The organism is Microscilla marina ATCC 23134, assembly GCF_000169175.1.
GTDB classification, from domain to species: domain Bacteria; phylum Bacteroidota; class Bacteroidia; order Cytophagales; family Microscillaceae; genus Microscilla; species Microscilla marina.
On the sequence record NZ_AAWS01000037.1, the window covers coordinates 53480 to 73539 of the forward strand.

Sequence of the window (20060 nt, forward strand, 5' to 3'; positions counted from 1 at the left end):
AATTGGGCAAAGCAATGCCATGCAACCCCTTGGTTATCTTTTGATAAGACCAAAAAATTGGAAGTATTTTTAAATGTCGTTCTGCTATGCGATTAAAATAAATTGAGGAGTCAAATCAGGCAATGGCATTGACTGATTTAGTATGAGGTTGGCGGTTTTGCACAATGTTCATGTACTTTAAAAGCACCTTGCTTCGGGTAGCTAGAGCACGCGCATAAAATTTTTTCATCAAGTCTTGGTCCTTAAAAATGTTTAAAAAATCGCTCATAAACTTCTTTTGAGGAATAGAAGCAACTTGTACCGCAGAATGAAGATTTTGTTTGAGAAGTTCCTTGGCAATTTTGGGGTGATGTTCTCCCAATAGCCGAAGCAGGCGTTGATAAGCTTTTACTTGTTTCAAGACCTTTGGTTGGTCTTTTTTAGAGATTTTACTCCAGTTCAAGCTTTCCAACTCTTTTGCACTCAGTAGGTTAAAAGTTTTAAAGTCAACTTTTTTGTTCTGGCGAAGCAACTTATTGAGTTGTTCTAAGGAGTTATCCTTTGCAGTTGATTTTGTAGGCATATCTGTTAAGTTATTGCGATAGATTTGAATATTAATATATGTAGAATATTTGAATGGCTAAGAATTAAAATAAAAAATATGGATCCATGTTTTTTATTTAATATAATATCAAATTTGTTTAAAATTTATATCCTGTTCTTGTTACCGGGATCGTCAATAAGTCAGAGGTTGGATGGTTCAATGACGACTTGTTTGGTAATTTGAAGTGTCAATGTGGGCTTTGAAAGTAATATAGACTTGAGTAAGGATTTCATACAATTCTTATTTTAAGTGGTTTGTTTTAAAGATAAGAACTTCTTACTGTCGATGTAATGTTTTTTTTTGAAAAATTATTAAAAAAATCATCATGTATCACGGTATATGATGGCTAAATATTAGAAGTATTAGGCATTACTATAAGCTCGAATTTAACCTTATGTAGTATGCTAAAAATGTGCTTTGTATGGTTAAAAAGCTTTTTTGAAGTATTTACACGTTCAGTGAAATTACCATACATTTGAAAATCAAATTTACTACAAAACAATGTCCTTATGGTAATTATTACATCACTAAAAGTTGAACTCTATTTGTTATACCAGAAAGTTATTGTTGTTTGTAAATTTCCTTGTATCCATGATTTATGAGTAATCAGCTTGTTATTTGATTTTTAGTACCGTGTTGTTGTACTACCATTTCTAAATGAGTTTGTTCAAGTTCAGTCAAATCAACAGGGTATTTTTTGTTTGGTATAAGTTTCTGGTGTTTGGGTGAAGATATTAACCTATTCCTAAATAAACTATTGACTAAGGAACATGTTCAAAATAAGTGTCGAGATTGAGGTCATAAACTCAAGGCTGACTGAGGCACTTTTTGCGGGCAAGGCAACATCCGGGGGATGTTGAGCCAGACCGTGGGACGGTACCACGGACAATAAAAGCTCATAGTCCCGGCGGAACTGCCGGGGTAACGAAAGTCAGGGAAGAGGATATGTTCTAAACCGGACAGTTATTGCGATCACGTTCCTAAGTACTGGGTGAATTTTAAACCTGCTCTTAATTTATCGTTAATAAACAGCGTGCTAATAAATTTAAAGAATGGCTGGGCAAATGGTTAATCAAATACCTGTTGAAAAGGAATTAAATTACCCTCTGGGTTATGGGCTTTCCAAGCGTTATGATCATCTATAATAGCAAATATTACAGATTTAAACCGTTCGTTAAAATCTGTTTCGGCTAAAACTTCCTTAAACAACTGTGCCATATGGTGAGGAGGGTTTTTGAAAGCTCCACAACCAAAGGCGCTCAAAATTAAGCAATCGTGTTGGTGCAGGGCTGCCATTTTTAGTATGGTTCTAATCTTATGCTTAGTAAATTCTATCTGAGGGGGTGTTAGCCAATTTCGTCCATTGCGTGATTCTACTTTGGGGTGAGCAATGGCAGGTACAGTTACAATAGACAAGGTAAAAGGCTGGGCAAGCAAAGCATAGCCACTATGCTCTGATGACCTAAAAAATAATACATCAGGCGAATAAATACCTCCAGCTTGAGCTGGAATAGGGTATCGGTGTTTCCCATGTTTGTGAATACCATATTGAGGAGCAAAGTCAGCGTATTGATACAGTGAGGTGTATAAATTAGAGCGACGAAATAGGTTTTCTTCCTGAGCGCCTGCTCCGCGAATAACTGCTCCACCCGGAGTATTACCATTTGCCATATTCAATACCACAGGATTAAACCCTAGTTTTTGCATAGTTTGCCCTACTTCTATGCAGTCTGCCTGAATGACTTGGTAAGCAGTAATGTATGGAGTAGTTATCTCTGGTAGTACTAAAGTATGGGTATCAGGGTAAAATTTTGAGTCTTGCCAAATATGTAACAGATCAGTAAAGTCCTTCAGCATAATAGTTTTCCCATTAGCTACATATTGCCCTGCTTTAATCACTTCTACAGTATGATCAAATACTTTTTTGCGTGACACCCTAAAGCCTATTTGAGATTTAGAACCTTGCTTAAACTCTGCAACCCATTTTTTGTAGTCCCAGGTAAGGGGAGTCTTGTTTATTAGATATTCTTCCATAATTGATTTGATGAGCTTTTTGGTCATTATTTTCATCAATACACATAAAAAAAATCTCCGAAGATATCTCCGGAGATTCAATAATTTATAAGAAATAAAACAGTGGGCTGTTATATTATCCATTCATCGAAATCAAGAATTCCATGTTATTTCTGGTACCCTTCATTTTATCTAATAAGAAGTCCATGGCTTCATTAGAGTTCATGTCGTCCATGTATTTACGCAATATCCATACACGCTGTAGTTCTTCTTTATCCATTAATAAGTCTTCGCGGCGAGTACCAGAAGCAGGAACATCAATGGCAGGATAAACACGTTTGTTAGATAGTTTACGGTCAAGTTGAAGCTCCATGTTACCAGTACCTTTAAATTCTTCAAAGATTACTTCGTCCATTTTAGAGCCTGTTTCTATCAATGCAGTAGCAATGATAGTCAAAGAACCTCCATTTTCAACGTTACGAGCTGCCCCAAAGAAACGCTTAGGTTTGTGCAGTGCATTGGCATCTACACCACCCGTTAAGATTTTACCAGATGAAGGAACAACCGTGTTATAAGCGCGTGCTAAACGAGTAATAGAGTCAAGCAATATTACTACATCATGTCCACACTCTACCATACGTTTTGCTTTGCCCAATACAATCTGAGCAATTTTTACGTGACGTTCAGCTTGCTCATCAAATGTAGACGAAATTACCTCGGCGCGTACACTGCGTGCCATATCGGTTACTTCCTCTGGGCGTTCGTCTACTAACAATACAATGAGATATACCTCTGGGTGATTAGTGGCAATAGCATTGGCAATATTTTTAAGCAAAACAGTTTTACCTGTTTTTGGTTGGGCTACAATCATCCCTCTTTGACCTTTACCGATAGGGGCAAATAAATCAAGTATACGGGTAGACATTTCATTGCTTGAAGCGCTCAAATTGAGGCGTTCTTGTGGGAACAAAGGTGTGAGGTATTCAAAAGGAATACGATCTCTGATTTCTTCTGTGGTTTTTCCGTTGATGTTCTCAACCCTTAAAAGTGCAAAGTATTTTTCACCTTCTTTTGGGGGTCTTATTTGTCCTCTGATAGTATCCCCTGTTTTTAGACCAAATAATTTAATCTGAGAAGGAGAAACATAAATATCATCAGGACTGGCAAGGTAGTTATAATCAGACGAGCGCAAGAAACCATAACCATCTTGCATAATTTCAAGAACTCCCTCATTTTCAATCAAACCGTCAAAATCACGGATAGAAAACGAATTGCTATTCTTTTTGCTGCTACTCTGACTTTTACCACTGCTTGCTTCCTTGGGCTCAGCTTTAGATTTTGCCGGAGCACCAAGATCGTTATTTACTGGGTTGTCAAACAACATAGGGTCATTGCCCATGTCAAAGTTAAAGTCTTCTTGCTCAGCTTTCTTTCCATTATTAGCTGTGCTTGCCACTTTAGGTTCTTTTTCTCTGCTACTTTCAGATTTGGTGCGACTTCTCTTACGAGGCTTGCTAGAAGTGTCACTCTTTTTTTCTTGAACTTTTGGTGTTGCTTCTTTTTCTTTTATAGGAAGGACTTTTTCTTCGGGTAAGATCGCCTGTTGATCTAAAATTTTGTAAATCAACTCCTTTTTAGTCAATTTCTTGAAGTTTTTTACTTGTAGTTGTTCGGCGATTTCTCTTAACTCCGAAAGAAGCTTTAAGTTTAGTTCTTCGATGTTATACATAGGAAATATTTTGTGAAATTAATACGCATTGAAACGATTAAGTTGAACAATTAAATATTTGGATATAAATAAGAAATGTAGGTTTCTATATCAGGAGAGTGTATTTGCTTTCTCACTACTATAGTGTAAATATCTTGTTATTTACATTACCTTCTCACACTAGGCAAATGAGTTTAATGTTAAATCAAAAATAAAAGTATGATTGTTTTAATAGCTTATCCAAGATGCTGGACAAGTACTCAATTCTATAATATGGTTAAAATTTGCAAAGAAAGAAGATACCATTGAAAATACCCTTTACCCACAATAGACCTTTGGTGTAGAAATGAGGCTCAATTCACGCTTAGGAGATTTTGCACGGCAAGTTTACGAAAAAACCAATAACTAAAAAATGAATGTAAATTTTTTTTAAGTTTTTTGTAATTAGTGCAATTTTTATGGGGATAATAAAGAGTGTTTTGATGGTAAATTTATAGATTTGCGTCTCTTACTGATACAAACATAATAACTTGACACGATTTTTCAAAATTTTTATATACAAATATAAATACTGATTATGTTACAGATTCCGCACATCCGCACCCACCAACAAAAGGTTATAGAAGGATTACAAAAGCGGGGAGTAAAAAACGCCGAGGATTTGGTAGACCAAGTTTTGGAGTATGATACCCAAAGAAAAAATACGCAAACAAAACTAGACAACCTCAAAGCTTCTTCTAATAACCAGGCAAAGCGTATTGGGCAATTGATGAAGCAAGGCAAAAAAGTAGAAGCTGACAAATTAAAACAACAGGTTGGAGGCAGCAAGCAAGAGGTAAAAGATCTTGAGGCCAAGTTGAAGATTGTAAGCAACAAACGCGACGAAGTTTTATATAAACTCCCAAACATTCCTCACCCAAGTGTGCCTAAAGGTAATACTGATGCAGATAACAAGGTAGAATCTGAGCATGGATCTGTTCCTACACTACACGACAAAGCAGTGCCACATTGGGACTTAATTAAACAGTATGATATTATAGACTTTGAGGTAGGAACAAAAATTACTGGAGCAGGCTTTCCGGTATATAAAGGGAAAGGCGCCAGACTACAGCGTGCTTTGATAAACTTCTTTTTAGATGAGGCAGTCAACGCGGGTTATAGTGAGGTTATTCCTCCGTATTTGGTCAATCAAGATTCTGGTTTTGGTACAGGGCAATTACCAGACAAAGATGGGCAAATGTATCATGCCCAAGAAGATGGTTTGTACCTAATACCCACAGCTGAGGTGCCTATTACTAATATGTATCGTGACGTAATTGTAGAAGAAACAGATTTGCCAATCAAGCATGTAGGTTATACCCCTTGTTTTCGCCGAGAAGCAGGTGCATGGGGAGCGCAAGTACGTGGATTAAATCGCTTACACCAATTTGATAAAGTAGAGATTGTTCAAATACAACATCCTGAAAAATCTTATGAAACATTAAACGAGATGTGTACGCATGTACAGGGACTATTGCAGAAATTAGATTTGCCTTACCGCGTGCTCAGGTTATGTAGTGGTGACTTGGGTTTTACGTCAGCACTTACTTTTGATATGGAGGTGTACTCTGCTGCTCAAAAGCGTTGGTTGGAAGTAAGTTCTGTAAGTAACTTTGAAACCTTTCAGGCAAACAGAATGAAACTACGTTATAGAACAGGAGATAATAAGAAGCATTTTACCCATACTTTGAATGGTAGTGCACTAGCCTTACCACGTATAGTGGCAGCGTTGTTAGAAAACAATCAAACACCAGAAGGCATTAAGGTACCAGCTGTATTACAGCCGTATACTGGATTTGATATAATTAACTAGAAGTTAGATTATAAGAGAAAAGAAAAAATAATCTTTTCAGAGATTATTTTTTCTTTCTTACCAACATCATTAACTCCTTTTGAACACTCCAGTCTTTGGCAAGTTTAAGCATGGCAGTTGCTTCCATCTCTGTTACATACCCTTTAGCGTTATTAGCCTCCCATACCATACTAAGGTAGTTTAACCTGGTTTCTTTATCCAAATTACCCACTACTTCATTTAAATACTCTCTGGCACGCTCAAAAGCCGTATAATAATCAAGAGAAATAAAGTCATTTGCCCACTTTAGCTCTTCCCAGGCATCAAATCTTTCAGCCGTAGAATCCAGTATTTGTTGCTCTTCTTTGTCTAACCCATGATAGTGGAAAATCACAGATTTTAATAACAAAATTGCTTTCTTCTCATCACTAGTCATTACTTTGCTTGTCATTGTTTTAATGGTATTTATAGCTATTGATCTATCTTAACATACTGAATAAAAGCTTGGTAATATAGCTTTTATTATAGTGGTAGATGTTACTTATCTACCATTCGCATGAATTGTTCCAATAAGATAATGCAAGGTATTTATCATACCAACCTTCGCAATTACTTTTTCAGTTTTGGTTTTCAACTCATCATTGATTGAGCTGGATGATGTTTGCAATTTAGTCATACTAAATTTTACTAAGCGGATAAATTATAGGTTTACTAGGGCTTGCATCGCTCCACAAACTAATTACTTGTAAGTTGAGTAAATACAACCCATCAGGAACGGTTGAATTTACATAAACCAATTCAGTAATTGTACTATCCTTGCGAGTTTTTTCAGGATGCTGCCAAAAAGCCCGGTGACACAATAACTTTCCTCCATCTACTTCTCTGTCTACTGAAGGCAAGTCAACTAATAAATGTTTTACCTTGTGATCAGCCAGAAACTTACCAATGCTTGCTTCCAGGTAGGGAGGGTTACTCCCTGAGTATTGTCTGGTAAGCTTATCAGGAGTATTAGGTGTTGTTCTAATAATCACAGCCTCAGGCATTTGTTGAAGCATATTATTTTTTAAGTCTTGCAAGGTTACTAACTGATCTTCACCTTGTTGATGTACTGGAAGAGTTACCAGGTGACACACAAACATATATTCTTTCAAACAATTGTATATATTAGCACTATTGTCTGCCGACAAATGACCATAGCACTCGGTATGAGTACCATTGCCGTGGGGAGTAAGAGTTATTTTTTGGTAATTAACTACCCCGCCTCTGGCAACACTACCAATAAAATCACCCATTTCATAAGTTTCAAAACCAACTTTGTCTGCATAATAACAGTTGGCAGAATCTTCATTCAGTATCATTGAAATATCAATAGGTTCGCTAGGATTGAAACTATAATCCTGACCTAAATACTGTATTTTTATGGGTGAAATCATATTTACTCAATAATAAATAAATCAGAAGCTATTTTATCAGCAAACAATTTACCATTGTTGGTAAGTTTTAGTACATCATCCTCAAGTTTTAACAACTTTTTATCTATATACTCATGAATGTAACTTTTGTTTTCATAGAGTAAATTTATATCAAAGTTATGAGAAATTTTGCGCAAATCACAGCCCCAAATCGTTCGTAAACTTGTCATAATATATTCATTTACTTGATTAGCTTTTGATAACTCTTCTTTTTCAAAAGGAATTGTATTTTTAGCCAAAGCCTGCAGGTATTTACCATTATTAGCTATGTTAAACTGACGTGTAGAACCATTGTAAGAGTGGGCACTAGGGCCTATGCCAAGGTAAGGGTTTTTTATCCAGTAATTACTGTTATGTTGAGAGTAAAAACCTGGTTTGGCAAAATTTGATATTTCATATTGAGTAAATTGATTCTGCTCTAAATGTGCAATCAAACTATTAAACTGGTTAGAGGCAAATTCATCATTTATTGGATTGATGAGTTGTTTTTGTAGTTGACGACCAAACACCGTTTTCTCTTCTATTGTCAGACAATATGCTGAAATATGTTGTACTTGGAGGCTAACTGTTTGTTGTAGATCTTCTTGCCAGACTTTATTGTTTGCCACCGGAATAGCGTATATCAGATCTATACTTATATTATCAAACCCTCTATCTTGTGCCATTAAGATGCTTTGCTTGGCTTCAGTAGCATTGTGTGCTCGGTTTAAATATTGTAAACAAGCATCTTGGAAAGACTGAGTACCTATACTTAACCTGTTGATTCCCTGTCTTTTAAATAGTAGTAGTTTCTCTTTTGTTAAATCATCAGGGTTAGCCTCTAAGGTAATCTCTGCGTTAGGCACTACTGAAAATGTGTGGTGTATAGTTTCAAAAATTCCTGCAAGTTCTTGTTCATTCAACAGAGAAGGTGTGCCACCACCAAAGTAAATTGTGCGTAAACGATTATTGGATAAATAGTTCTTTTGCAGCACAATTTCTTTCTTGATCGCTTCTACAATTAATTTTTTATTATTTTGGTTAACGCTAAAATGAAAATCGCAGTAATAGCAAGCTTGCTTACAAAAAGGTATATGAATGTATAAACTAGACAAAATAATAAGATTAAGACGAGGTGTTCGATACAAAAAACAAGTCATTTATGGGTGTATATACTGGTGCTTATTTCCTTTTGTTATCTATGCTCAATCCCCTTCGTTAAAACAGGCAGGCTCAACAAATAAAAAAAACAGTATTTACCTAAAACTTAGTACAAACTTAAAAGATATTCAGTCATTAAAAAAAATAGAAGTACCCACTGTTTATCAAGACATTAAAAAAGCTGAGAAGGCTGTAAAATCTTTTATTCAAAAGCTACATCAACAAGCTTACCTGAATGCCCAATTAGATAGTCTGTCAAATACCCCAGATACCCTCTTTGCTTATATTTCTGTGGGGACTAAGTTTATATGGGCAAGTTTGAAAAAAGGTAACCTTCCTGAGGAAATAATACACAATGTAGGATTTAAGCCTAAATACTATAATAAAAAACCTTTTTTGTATAAATCAATATCAAAATTACAAACTAAAGTGTTGAGTTATTCAGAGAACCACGGCTACCCTTTTGCTCAAATTCGCCTAGACTCTTTAACATTTGTAAAGCAGGAAGTTTATGCTAAGTGGAACTATGATCAAGGACCACAGGTTTTATTTGATACACTCCACATTGTGGGTGATTTACAGGTAAAACCAAGGTTTATGATGAAATACTTACGACTAAGAGAAGGTGACCTGTTTAGTCAATCAAAAGTGCAAAGTGCCCATCGCATATTGAAACAGTTACCGTATTTAAAGGTCAGAAAAAAAGCAGTGGTAGATTTTCGGGCAAAGAAAGCCAGCGTTAACTTGTTTTTACAAAAGCGTAAAGCGAATCAAATAAACTTACTAGTGGGACTACTTCCTAATGAACAAAATCCTGGTACTATAGAGTGGATGGGGGAGTTTGATCTTCTATTGCAAAACATGTTTAGGTCTGGCAAGAGCCTTTCGGCAAAATGGTTACGACCAGAATCTCAGTCTCAACTGATTAACTTAGATTATACTCATCCATTATTATTTGGATCAGCATTAGACCTACAGCTTAAGTTTAACCTTTTAAAAGAAGATACATCGTTTGTTAATATAGACCTAGGTGGGGTTTTATACTATAATTTAAAAACAGGAGACAAAATAAAGGCTACTGTAAACTCTAAAAGTTCTAGGGTACTAAATAGCCTTATTTATCAAAATGCCACCCGATTGCCTGATACCTTAGACATTTCTTTTATTGCGTATGGTTTGGGCTATATACACAGTAATTTGAACGATGCATTGTACCCATCTAAAGGTGATTTTTTAAGTTTATCAGGGGAAATTGGACAAAAAAACATCGTACAAAACCCTGAGTTACCAGAAAGTTTGTACAAAAATATTCCACTGTCTACCACTAAATTGGTATATGAAGCTAAATGGAAGCACTATTCAAAAACATCTTCAAAATCAGTGTTATATTGGCAGTTAAGTACAGGAGGAGTGATCAATGACCAATTACTGGTCAACGAACTATTTAGGGTAGGAGGGATCAACAGTTTAAGAGGACATAACCAAAATATCTTCTTTGCCTCTCATTATGTAATCGCCAATCTTGAATATCGCTTTTTATTTGATGATTATTCATATTTATTTGTTTTTTATGATCAATCGTGGCTACAACAAAAAACAATCAACACTTTTACCGAAGATACCCCTCTGGGGTTTGGTCTAGGGCTTAATTTCCCTACTAAAGCAGGTATATTTAATATTGTTTATGCACTGGGTAAAGCGCAAGAACAGCCAATAAACTTTAATCGTTCTAAAATACATTTTGGTTTTATAAGTAGATTTTGAAATATTTGTAAGACTCAAAATGTCTGTTATGAAATATTATACTTTACAAGTAGTTTGGATTTTAGGGTTGTTACTAGGTTTGTGTGCAAACACTTATGCTAAACAAAACTCTCAGGATGGTTTTCTTAAAATTTATGACCTGGAAGATGAATGGCAAGTGTATGACACCAAATATAATTCCTATGTACCCTACATAGAAGACAGGCATGTGGACTCTAAAACCGCTAGTTTTTGGTTAGACGCCCAAAAGTATAAAGGGTATTCGCTTACATTTTATAGCCCTAAAGATGTTTTTATTTTTATAAATAAAAAACTTTGTAAAGAGGTAACTCAAGAGGGCTGGGTTACTTTCAGTATTGATAGCCTTCGGCAGGCTTTTGATCAAAAGAAGAAGTTGTTTTTTACCTTTTATGATAGGGGATATCGTCTTCCATTGAAGTCTGTACATATCGGCTACTTTAAAGAAGATTTCATTACAACCAAAAAAACTAAAAAGCAAGAATCTAAAATCCAGGAAAAAAGTCGGTACCTGTCAGGGGTGAAAGATTTTATGATTATAATAGGTGGGGTTTTATTGGGAATATTTACTTTACTTTGGAACTTCCACCCTAAAACATTTTTAAGCTATTACAGTTTTCGCAGCAGTGTTTCAAGTTTATCTCGCAAGGATATTTCATTGATAAGTAAGCCTTTTAATGCCATCAACCTGTTGTTCTTAGCTTTACATGCGTTAGTTATAAGCTTGTTTTTTATGCTTGCGCAAAAGGACGTAACAGGTATTCTTAACGTATCATTTAAACTAGTAAATGCTAACTATGACTTTGTTTCACTGCTTGCCAACTATACACTGTTCTTTGCTATTGTATTTGGTTTAATTTTTCTAAAATATATTCTTTTAAAAGTATTTGGTATATTATTAAGTCTGGAAAAAATAGAGTATACTCACTTCTATGAATACATGAGGCTATCAAAACTCTTTTATACTATAGCTGTGATTTTTCCTGTGTTTATGCTTATTTCTGCTGAAGAATACATCACAGAGTTGAATAAATATTTTATTTACTTTGTCATAGGGTTTCATTTTGTCCAAACTATGCTAGTTAGTTTTTATGTAAATAAACGGGTTCAATTTAAAAATCTGTATTTATTTTACTACCTTTGCAGCACAGAACTAACCCCCTTGTTAATTGGCATAAAACTATTACTTTTCAACTAGTTTACTTTGTAATCAGCAAACAGTAAAGAAAATCTTTAGCGCATGAGTGAACTACACCCTCAAATGCCTCAAATTGTTCGTGAGCGACTTCTTAAAGTAGAAAGTATTTTAGTTTCACAACCTAAACCTAGTAACGATAAATCACCCTATTTTAAATTAGCAGAAAAATACGGAATTAAGGTAGATTTTCGTCCATTTATCGATGTTGTACCCGTTTCTGTAAAAGAGTTCAGAAAACAAAAAGTCGATATTTTGGCCCATTCTGCCGTGATTTTTACTAGTAGAAAAGCAGTCACACTTTTTTTTGAAATGTGTAAAAACATGAAAATTGAAGTGCCCGCAGATATGAAATATTTTTGCGTATCAAGCCAAACTGCCAATTACTTACAAAAGTATATCGTAGTGAGGAAACGAAAAATTTTCACAGGTTTAAAAACTGCAAAGGATTTATTAGAAATTGTAAAAAAGCATAAAGGAGAGAAATATCTTTTCCCTTGCTCAGATATCCGAAAAGATGATATCCCAAATTTCTTGACTAAAAATGACTACAACTTTACAGAAGTAGTATTATATAGAACAGTTGCGAGTGATTTATCAGATTTGTCTGATGTGAATTATGATGTTATTGCATTCTTTAGTCCATCAGGAATACAGTCTTTATTTGCAAACTTTCCAGACTTTAAACAAAATAAAACTCGTATAGCAGCTTTTGGTCCTACTACTGCCAAGGCTGTAAGAGATGCAGGTTTGGTGTTGGATATAGAAGCACCTATGCCAAATGCTCCCTCAATGACTGGGGCTATAGAAAACTATATCAAGGTTTCGAATAATATCAAGTAAGTATAAGTTTTACAATCAAGTAGCTTTGTTATAAACTTATGCTTGCATAATATTTATAAGTTTATTTAACAAAGCTATTTTTTTGACTTATGAACAGGATTCCTAAAGTAATATTACTGTTTTTTTTACTGTTAGGCAGTACAACTACTACTGTAAAAGCACAACAAGATGCACAGTTTAGCCAGTACATGTTTAATCAGTTATTTATCAATCCAGCTTATGCTGGTGTCGAAGGTAATTTTTCTGCTTCACTTATTCACAGAACTCAGTGGGCAGGCTATAACCCAACCTTTGATAATGGGGGGAGTCCAAATACACAAGTAATGAGTGTGTCTTATGGCAATAATGCTTTTCGTAGCGGTGTAGGGCTACATTTTGTCAATGATATGATTGGACCGCTGATTAACCGTGAAGCGCAACTTTCTTATGCTTATCACGTACCACTTGGTAGTCGTAATGGTACTCAAGCAAAACTTTCTATAGGCGTGCGAGGAGGTATTTATTCCCAAACTATTGATTTTGATCAATTTAGGGCGCTCGACCCTGATGATAAGTTACTGCAGACTGGGGTTTTATCTCAAACAAACTCCGATATGGCAGCCGGCATTTATTACCATTCCAATACGTTCTTTGGAGGAGTAAGTATGAATCATATCATTCCTCAAAAATTTAATTTTGGACAAGAAGGAAGTGAAGGTATATTGGCTAGTAATCTCTATGTATTAGCTGGATATAACTTCAATGTAGGAGGGTATAACTCTCTCTGGTCTGTAAGCCCTTCTGTGTTAGTTAAAATGGTACCAACAGATTTAAGCGGTTATTCATTTGACTTAGGGGCAATTACTACTTACGACAACAAATATTTTGCTGGAATATCATATCGTCAAGAAGAATCAGCATCATTGATTTTAGGAATTAAGTTGAATAAAAGTAGTAAGAAACCAACCCTACAGATTGCGTATGGTTTTGACTACGTGTTTTTTGGACAATCAGCCAAAGACCCTACGTCACATGAAATATCTGTATCATACAAAATACCTATTTTTCATACTACAGATCCAAAACTTAATACTCCCCGTTATAATAATGAGTGATCATATAAAAACGATTGGAAAAAAAGTAATATTATTGTAAATAGTCCGTTTTCGAATCAGGTTTGGAAACAGAAGAACAAAGGCGTCATGATTTTGGCGCGATATTAGTTGTTTACCGAATAAAACATCAACTTATATAAAATAATAAAGCTAAACCAAAAAAACAATTGTCATTAATTTGTTAGGTGTTATGAATAAAATGTTGTTTAAGTACAAGTTTTTGTCTTATGCTCTAATTGCATCCTCTGTACTATTTCTTCAGGGATGTTTTTTGTTTGGAAAGAAAGGTGATCCAAACAGTTTAGAGTCAAGAATTAACGGATCGGCAGGTGAGATTATTCCTTTTGAACAAGTCAGAAGTGATTATTCTCAGTACGTGCCTAGTGGAATGGTCGTTGTACCTAATGGTACTTTTCACATGGGACAAGCAGATGAAGATGTTCCTGCAACTCAAATCAATTTGAATAAGCAGATCACTATCAGTGCTTTCTTTATGGATCAGACAGAGGTTACCAATAATCAATACAGGCTTTTTACTGATGTATTGTTGGCATACTCTGAGGGACGACAAGCACAAGGGGAAGAACTACCCCAAGAGTATCAGGAAGGTGTAATGGATAAACTATTTTTGAAAAATGGAACTCCTGTAAGACCTGATTCTATAAAAGTAATGAATGAAATGTATCCAGATACAACACGCTGGAGTACAGAATATGCTCACCATATGGGAGATCCTTTGATGGAGTATTATTTTATGCACCCTGCATTTGATGATTATCCTGTGGTTGGAGTAGATTGGCAAGCAGCTAATTTCTTTTGTCAATGGCGTACCATGCACTTGAATTATTACCGTCATACGGTAGAAGGTGACCCTTACCCTGCGCCTCGTTTTCGTTTACCAACAGAAGCTGAGTGGGAATACGCATCAAGGGGTGGTCGTGATATGGCAAAGTATCCCTGGGGAAGCCCTTATTTGAGAAATACACTTGGGTGTATGTTAGCAAACTTTAAGCCTGGTAGAGGTAACTATTATGATGATGGCTTTGCTTACACAGGTCCTGTTGCTCAATATTTCCCTAATGATTATGGATTATACGATATGGCTGGAAACGTAGCTGAGTGGGTACTAGATGCTTACTTTGAGTCTTCAGTACCTGTAGTATGGGATTTAAACCCCGTATATAACCCACCTATTACCAAAGCAGGTAAAAATGATGTAAATATAAACAACCGAAGAGTAATTAGAGGAGGATCTTGGAAAGACATTGCATATTATTGCGAAACTGGTGCTAGAACTTTTCAACATTGGGATTCTTCGTCTACCTCTATTGGTTTCCGTTGTGCTATGACATATTTAGGTCGATCTTCTGGCGAAGAGGTTGATCTTGGACGATAAAAACATGCATATCATTGCATTCTTTCAATACAACTACTAAATTTATACTTGTTAAACTATTCTTAAATTTTAAACACTAAACTTTTACTGAAATGAGTTCATCAAAGAAACTGAGTACCATGGAGTATGTCTATACTTTCATTGTACCACGAGTTACAAATGTTGGAGCTGCAGTTGTTATTATAGGTGCAATGTTTAAAATCCTTCACTTACCAAATGGAGGACCTATTTTGGCTGCTGGTCTGATTACCGAAGCTTTCTTATTCTTTATTGCTGCATTTGCTCCTCTTCATGCGGAAAATCACCGTCCTGATTGGTCTTTAATTTATCCTCAATTAAATGATGAAGATTATGTGCCAAGTGACAAGCCTGTATTACCAGGCTCAGGTGCTCCCGCTGTAAGTCAAGACCCAAGTGTATCTAAAAAGTTGGCTGAAATTGATGCAGCTTTAGCTAAGTCTTTAACAGGCGCTAAAATAGAAAGCTTTGGCAATGGAATGAAGAGCCTTAGCGAAAACGTAACCAAAATGGGCAAACTTAGCTCGGCTTCAGTAGCTACAGAAGAGTATGCTAAGAATGTGAAGTTAGCATCTAATGCAATTGTAGAAATGAACAAGTCTTACAAGACTACCATTAATGCAATGAGTGAAATGTCAAATGCTTCTAAAGATGCTAAAGCTTATCATGCACAAGTTCAAGGGTTGACAAAAAACCTGACTGAATTGAATACTTTTTATGAAGTAGAAATGCGTGAAGCTAAAAAACATGTGAAATCTGTAAACGATTTTTATAAAGGTCTAGGCGTGGCAGTAGAAAATGTTTCTAGTGCTGGAAAAGATGCTGCAACCCTTAAAACTGAAATGTCTGCACTTGCTGGAAACCTTACCTCTTTGAACAAGGTATATGGAAGCATGCTTGCTGCCATGAAAGGTTAATTTTTTTTAAATTATTGATAAACTTTTAAAATTAATTAATTCTTATGGCAGGTGAAAAGTTAAGTCCACGGCAACAGATGATCGGCTTGATGTACCTAGTATTAATGGCAATGCTAGCACTTCAGGTAAGTTCATCTATTATGGATAAATTCATATTTTTGAATAGTGCATTAGAACATTCTTTAACAAACGCCAAAAAATCAAGTGACCAAGCATTGGAAGCTTTGAAAAGAGACGTGAAAAAGAATGGAAACTCTCGTCAAGGTCTGGAAAGAATCAAGAGAGCAGAACTTCTTAAGAAAAAAACTTCAGAAATTATCGGTGAGGTAACCAAAATCAAGCAAATTTTAATCAAAGATGCTGGTGATGGTATTGATAGCAAAACCCACGTGGTAAAAAATCCCAAGGAAGAAGGAAAAGTGGGGGAGATTATGATTGGAGAGTCTGAGGGAAAAGGAGAAGGTTATAAACTTAAGGATAAACTGGATAAATATGTAGCTTGGTTGTCTGCTGAGTTCAAAGATTTAGATTTACCTAAATTTGAACCATTAGCTGAGGGTAACAAGAAGAAAGCTTTGTATGCAAATGATCCTATTCAAAAGAATAAAGATTTTGCAGAAGCTAACTTTGGTCATACTCCAGTAGTAGCAGCTTTAGCTGTATTGACGCAGAAGCAGTCAGAAATTCTTCGTTATCAAGCAGAGGTTTTGAAAAAACTAGGGGCTGGTGATTTAACCAATGACCTCAAGTTTGACAAAGTACGTGCAGGTGTAAGCGTAGAAGCAAAAACTGTTGCTCCTGGTGATGAATATAAAGCTGAGCTGTTTATTTCTGCATCAGCAAGTAAAGCACAACCTAAAATGACTTTAAATGGCTCTCCTATTCCTGTAAATGACGGTATAGGTAAGGTAAGTTTTAAAGTAAGTGATCCTGGTGGTTATACTGATGGTAGAGCAAAAGGATCTTGGGAAGGTACTGTTACTTTCAAAAGTAAAGGTAGAGATACCACCTTTAGACATAAAGAGGAGTATACAATTGTTCAACCTGTACTTTTGATTTCGTCGGCTACTATTAACCCACTGTATAGAAACTGTGCTAACCCATTGGTAACATCTGTACCTGCTTTGGGTGCGGCTTATAGTCCTAGTTTTCAGGCTACAAATGGTTCTGCTATACCTGGTGCTAAAAAAGGTGATGTAACAATATTTCCTGGTGGCGGTGCTAAAACCAGACTTACAGTAAGTAGTAATGGTACATTGGTTGGATCAAAAACATTTGATGTGCTACCAGTGCCTCCTCCAACTGTAATGTTAGCAAATAGAAATGGTGGAGCGGTAAATATAGAGCGACCATTACCTGCAGCAAGATTTCAGGTGATAGCAAAGGCTGATGATAACTTTAAAAAGGCTTTGCCTAAAGAAGCTACTTATAGAGTAACAGGCATTGAGGTAACTACCTTTAGAGGTGGTGGATCTACTGGTTCTCGTAAGGTCAATGGAGGTGCAGTGAATGTGCGTGCATTGAAAACACGTAGAGGAGATGGTGTAATGATCAAAGTGTTGGGGGTGCAAAGAGTAAACTCTCGTGGATCTGTTGAGACTGCACCAATCCGAAACCGGATTATTAGTTTCAGGGTAAGATAGAGTTGAAAAAACAACATTCGACTATATAAATAATATGTCACTTAAATCGTTATTTAAGTGACATATTTTTTAAAACAAATAACTATAAAATAATAAAGTTCTAACTATGAAAAAGTCGTGGTTAAGTATAACAGGTATATTGGTGTTTTTATTGGTTTTAGATGTATCGGTTTGGGCACAATATGGACCAAACGGATATAACCCCAATTCGGTAAGGGGGTCAAAAAAATCAAAGCCAATCTTTGGACAGCCAATTTTTGAATCAGATATAATGTACCGTACTACGGTATGGCGTAAGATTAATTTGCGTGAAAAACAAAACAAGCCTTTCTTTTCTATTGAGAATGAAATTACTCAAGTAATTATTGATGCTGTGAAAGCTAAGAAATTACAACCTTATGAGTTTAACTCTTCACCTACCACTGATGGTGTTTCTAGCCCAATGCAATTTGAAGACTTCTTAAACAAGTTAAATTATTATGATGACTCGGTTCAAGATACTGTTCCTTTGCGGGCAACTGACTTGTATATTTTAGAGTTAAAGGAGGATTTAATATTTGATCGTAGACGTTCAAGAATGTACTGGGATATCCAATCTATCACCATGGTAATTCCACAGGGAACAAACCAAGAAACTCAATTAGGTGATTATCGTTTAGCATCATTTAAATACAGAGATTTATATGAGTACTTTAAAGAGGCTTATGAAGAATCTCAGAAAAAAGGAACTTTTGAAGATGTTAGAGCTTTTTGGTATAACCCTGAGAACCCACGCCGTCATATGTCTTTAGGTGATGCTATGGAGTTACGCTTATTCAACTCTCGTATTGTAAAAGTCTCAAATCCTGATGATAATGACATTGTAACAATTATTAACCAAGAGTATGGAGACCAGGATACAAAGAAAGCTCAAAAAGTATTATATTTATCTCAAAAAATTGAATATGATTTGATGGAGTTTGAGCATAATTTATGGGAGTATTAATACTTCTTAAAAAGGAAATTATTGAGGTAAGGTCAAATGGCTTTACCTTTTTTGCTTAAGCTCATTGTATAAATTATTTTAATAAACTACCCTACCAAATTCAAAAAATCATCATCTTCCCATAACCATTCAAAACTGCGATCTTTGTAGGCGTTACGTTTCCATTTACTATTGAGCACTACAAACTTTTTGAGATACTCCAATGTTTTATCACGGTTTTTCATAAAGTTGTATGCACGAGCAATGTTGTAAAGTGCCTTATCAAAATTTGGTTTTTCTTCTACTACCCGTTGAAAACAAGGGATAGATTTTTCGTATTCACCAAGGTTGATATAAATAATGCCAAGGTTGTACCAAACTAAGTCAAACTCAGGGTTGAGTCCAACAGCTTTTTCAAAACAAGGGAGAGCATCCCGGTCACGTCCTAGGTTAGCATAGGTAATGCCTAGATTATACCATACCAGTGGATTGTTAGGGTTAATTTCCAGTGATTTTTTATAGTAGGGGATAGCTTCCTCGTGTTTTTGTAAGTTTGAATAAGTTACCCCTAATATATACCAGAGTTCGGTTTCAGGGTTGATTTCTATGGCTTTTTCAAAGCAATAAATTGCTTTTTCGTAGATTTTCATATCGGTATAGGTCAAACCTAAACTATACCAGGAATCAAAATCAGGTTTGATATCAATGGCCTTTTCATAGCAAGGAATAGCTTTTTCATACTGTTTAAGATCAACGTAAGTAGCTCCTAAATTGTACCATGCTTTTTCGAATTTATCGTTAATTTCTATAGCTTGCTTGTAGCAGTAAATGCTTTCCTTATATTTTTGTAGGTCTATATATGCATTACCAAGGTTATTCCAAGAGTGATAATTGTTTGGGCGAATTTCTATGGTTTTTTGATAAGCTTTTGAGGTAAATTCCGGGTCATCAGAAAAGTATCCCAGGTTAAAAAAGTTTTCTTCTAATGTGTCATCAAAAGATGTAACGCCTTGCAGTGCTTCTTGACATTTGATAAACATGTCAAACGCATCTTCGTATAAGTCGCTTCGACACTTGCTTTCAGCCATTCTAAAGTCAATCAAAGTACGCTGTGTGTCGTCCAACGTTTTTTCTTTTTTCAAGTAACGGATCAAGTCCATCACTTCTGGAGAATTTTTCTCTTTGAAATTGGCAAATTTAAGTGGTTTAAAGCGGCTTACTCCTTCAAGTATTATCTGAGAAATGAGTTTATGTGGGGTAATAAGGGCAGGTTTAAACTCTATAATGTTATACATGAGCTGCCTTGCAAGGTCTCGGCTAAATTGCATCATTTCTACAATTAAACCGCTTAAATAGCTAAAAAACTTATTGTGATTAGACCACAATAAAGCATTACAATAGTCTAACAATGCTATTTGGTAATCTTCGCTCTGGTAACGTTGTTCTATATTTGGAATTTCT

General features: G+C 35.5%; 16 protein-coding genes. 9 read left to right on the forward strand and 7 right to left on the reverse strand.

What is annotated here, in order from left to right; all coding sequences use genetic code 11:
• Positions 1–115: 115 nt before the first annotated feature.
• The 3 genes from M23134_RS26290 to rho form a co-directional block, all read right to left on the reverse strand.
• Positions 116–562, reverse strand: a complete 447-nt coding sequence (locus M23134_RS26290; RefSeq protein WP_002701427.1) for a hypothetical protein — start codon at positions 560–562, stop codon at positions 116–118.
• A 1089-nt stretch (positions 563–1651) separates the two neighbouring features.
• Positions 1652–2617: a TIGR02452 family protein gene (locus M23134_RS26295; RefSeq protein WP_157558657.1), complete on the reverse strand. Its 966-nt coding sequence runs from the start codon at positions 2615–2617 to the stop codon at positions 1652–1654.
• A 115-nt stretch (positions 2618–2732) separates the two neighbouring features.
• Positions 2733–4325 carry a transcription termination factor Rho gene (gene rho / locus M23134_RS26300; RefSeq protein WP_002701430.1) on the reverse strand — a complete coding sequence of 531 codons (1593 nt, stop codon included), beginning with the start codon at positions 4323–4325 and terminating at the stop codon, positions 2733–2735.
• 556 nt (positions 4326–4881) lie between these two features.
• Between rho and serS the strand changes: the two genes are divergently transcribed.
• Positions 4882–6156 (forward strand): serine--tRNA ligase, encoded by a 1275-nt coding sequence (serS, locus tag M23134_RS26305; RefSeq protein ID WP_002701432.1) that lies wholly within the window; start codon positions 4882–4884, stop codon positions 6154–6156.
• Positions 6157–6199: 43 nt separating this feature from the next.
• Here serS and M23134_RS26310 read toward each other — a convergent pair whose 3' ends face one another.
• The 3 genes from M23134_RS26310 to hemW all read right to left on the reverse strand — a co-directional run bounded on the left by M23134_RS26310 (position 6200) and on the right by hemW (position 8701).
• Complete coding sequence (locus tag M23134_RS26310) at positions 6200–6586, reverse strand: hypothetical protein (protein WP_002701434.1); 387 nt, start codon at positions 6584–6586, stop codon at positions 6200–6202.
• Between the two features lie 226 nt (positions 6587–6812).
• Positions 6813–7493 (reverse strand): cyclase family protein, encoded by a 681-nt coding sequence (locus M23134_RS26315; RefSeq protein ID WP_232296837.1) that lies wholly within the window; start codon positions 7491–7493, stop codon positions 6813–6815.
• A 77-nt stretch (positions 7494–7570) separates the two neighbouring features.
• Positions 7571–8701 carry a radical SAM family heme chaperone HemW gene (gene hemW, locus M23134_RS26320; protein ID WP_002701440.1) on the reverse strand — a complete coding sequence of 377 codons (1131 nt, stop codon included), beginning with the start codon at positions 8699–8701 and terminating at the stop codon, positions 7571–7573.
• Between hemW and M23134_RS26325 the strand changes: the two genes are divergently transcribed.
• The 8 genes from M23134_RS26325 (at position 8685) to porN (ending at position 18620) form a co-directional block, all read left to right on the forward strand.
• The gene (locus M23134_RS26325; RefSeq protein WP_002701438.1) at positions 8685–10511 is read left to right on the forward strand and encodes a BamA/TamA family outer membrane protein; all 1827 of its coding nucleotides are present in this window, start codon (positions 8685–8687) and stop codon (positions 10509–10511) included. The genes hemW and M23134_RS26325 overlap by 17 nt on opposite strands.
• A 28-nt stretch (positions 10512–10539) precedes the next feature.
• On the forward strand, positions 10540–11727 hold the full coding sequence (locus M23134_RS26330) for a DUF4271 domain-containing protein (protein ID WP_002701442.1): 1188 nt from the start codon (positions 10540–10542) through the stop codon (positions 11725–11727).
• A gap of 42 nt (positions 11728–11769) precedes the next feature.
• Entirely contained in the window at positions 11770–12567 is a 798-nt protein-coding gene (locus M23134_RS26335; protein WP_002701444.1) for a uroporphyrinogen-III synthase, read from the forward strand.
• An 89-nt stretch (positions 12568–12656) separates the two neighbouring features.
• Positions 12657–13661, forward strand: a complete 1005-nt coding sequence (locus tag M23134_RS26340; RefSeq protein WP_002701447.1) for a PorP/SprF family type IX secretion system membrane protein — start codon at positions 12657–12659, stop codon at positions 13659–13661.
• Between the two features lie 199 nt (positions 13662–13860).
• Complete coding sequence (gene porK / locus M23134_RS26345) at positions 13861–15057, forward strand: T9SS ring complex lipoprotein PorK/GldK (RefSeq protein WP_002701448.1); 1197 nt, start codon at positions 13861–13863, stop codon at positions 15055–15057.
• Positions 15058–15149: 92 nt separating this feature from the next.
• Complete coding sequence (porL, locus tag M23134_RS26350; RefSeq protein ID WP_045114370.1) at positions 15150–15992, forward strand: type IX secretion system motor protein PorL/GldL; 843 nt, start codon at positions 15150–15152, stop codon at positions 15990–15992.
• A 44-nt stretch (positions 15993–16036) separates the two neighbouring features.
• The gene (gene porM, locus M23134_RS26355; protein WP_045114371.1) at positions 16037–17635 is read left to right on the forward strand and encodes a type IX secretion system motor protein PorM/GldM; all 1599 of its coding nucleotides are present in this window, start codon (positions 16037–16039) and stop codon (positions 17633–17635) included.
• A gap of 106 nt (positions 17636–17741) precedes the next feature.
• Positions 17742–18620 (forward strand): type IX secretion system ring subunit PorN/GldN, encoded by an 879-nt coding sequence (porN, locus tag M23134_RS26360; protein ID WP_002701451.1) that lies wholly within the window; start codon positions 17742–17744, stop codon positions 18618–18620.
• Positions 18621–18706: 86 nt separating this feature from the next.
• Here the strand turns inward: porN and M23134_RS26365 are convergent, their stop codons facing one another.
• Positions 18707–19930, reverse strand: a complete 1224-nt coding sequence (locus tag M23134_RS26365) for a tetratricopeptide repeat protein (protein WP_157558660.1) — start codon at positions 19928–19930, stop codon at positions 18707–18709.
• Positions 19931–20060 lie beyond the last annotated feature (130 nt).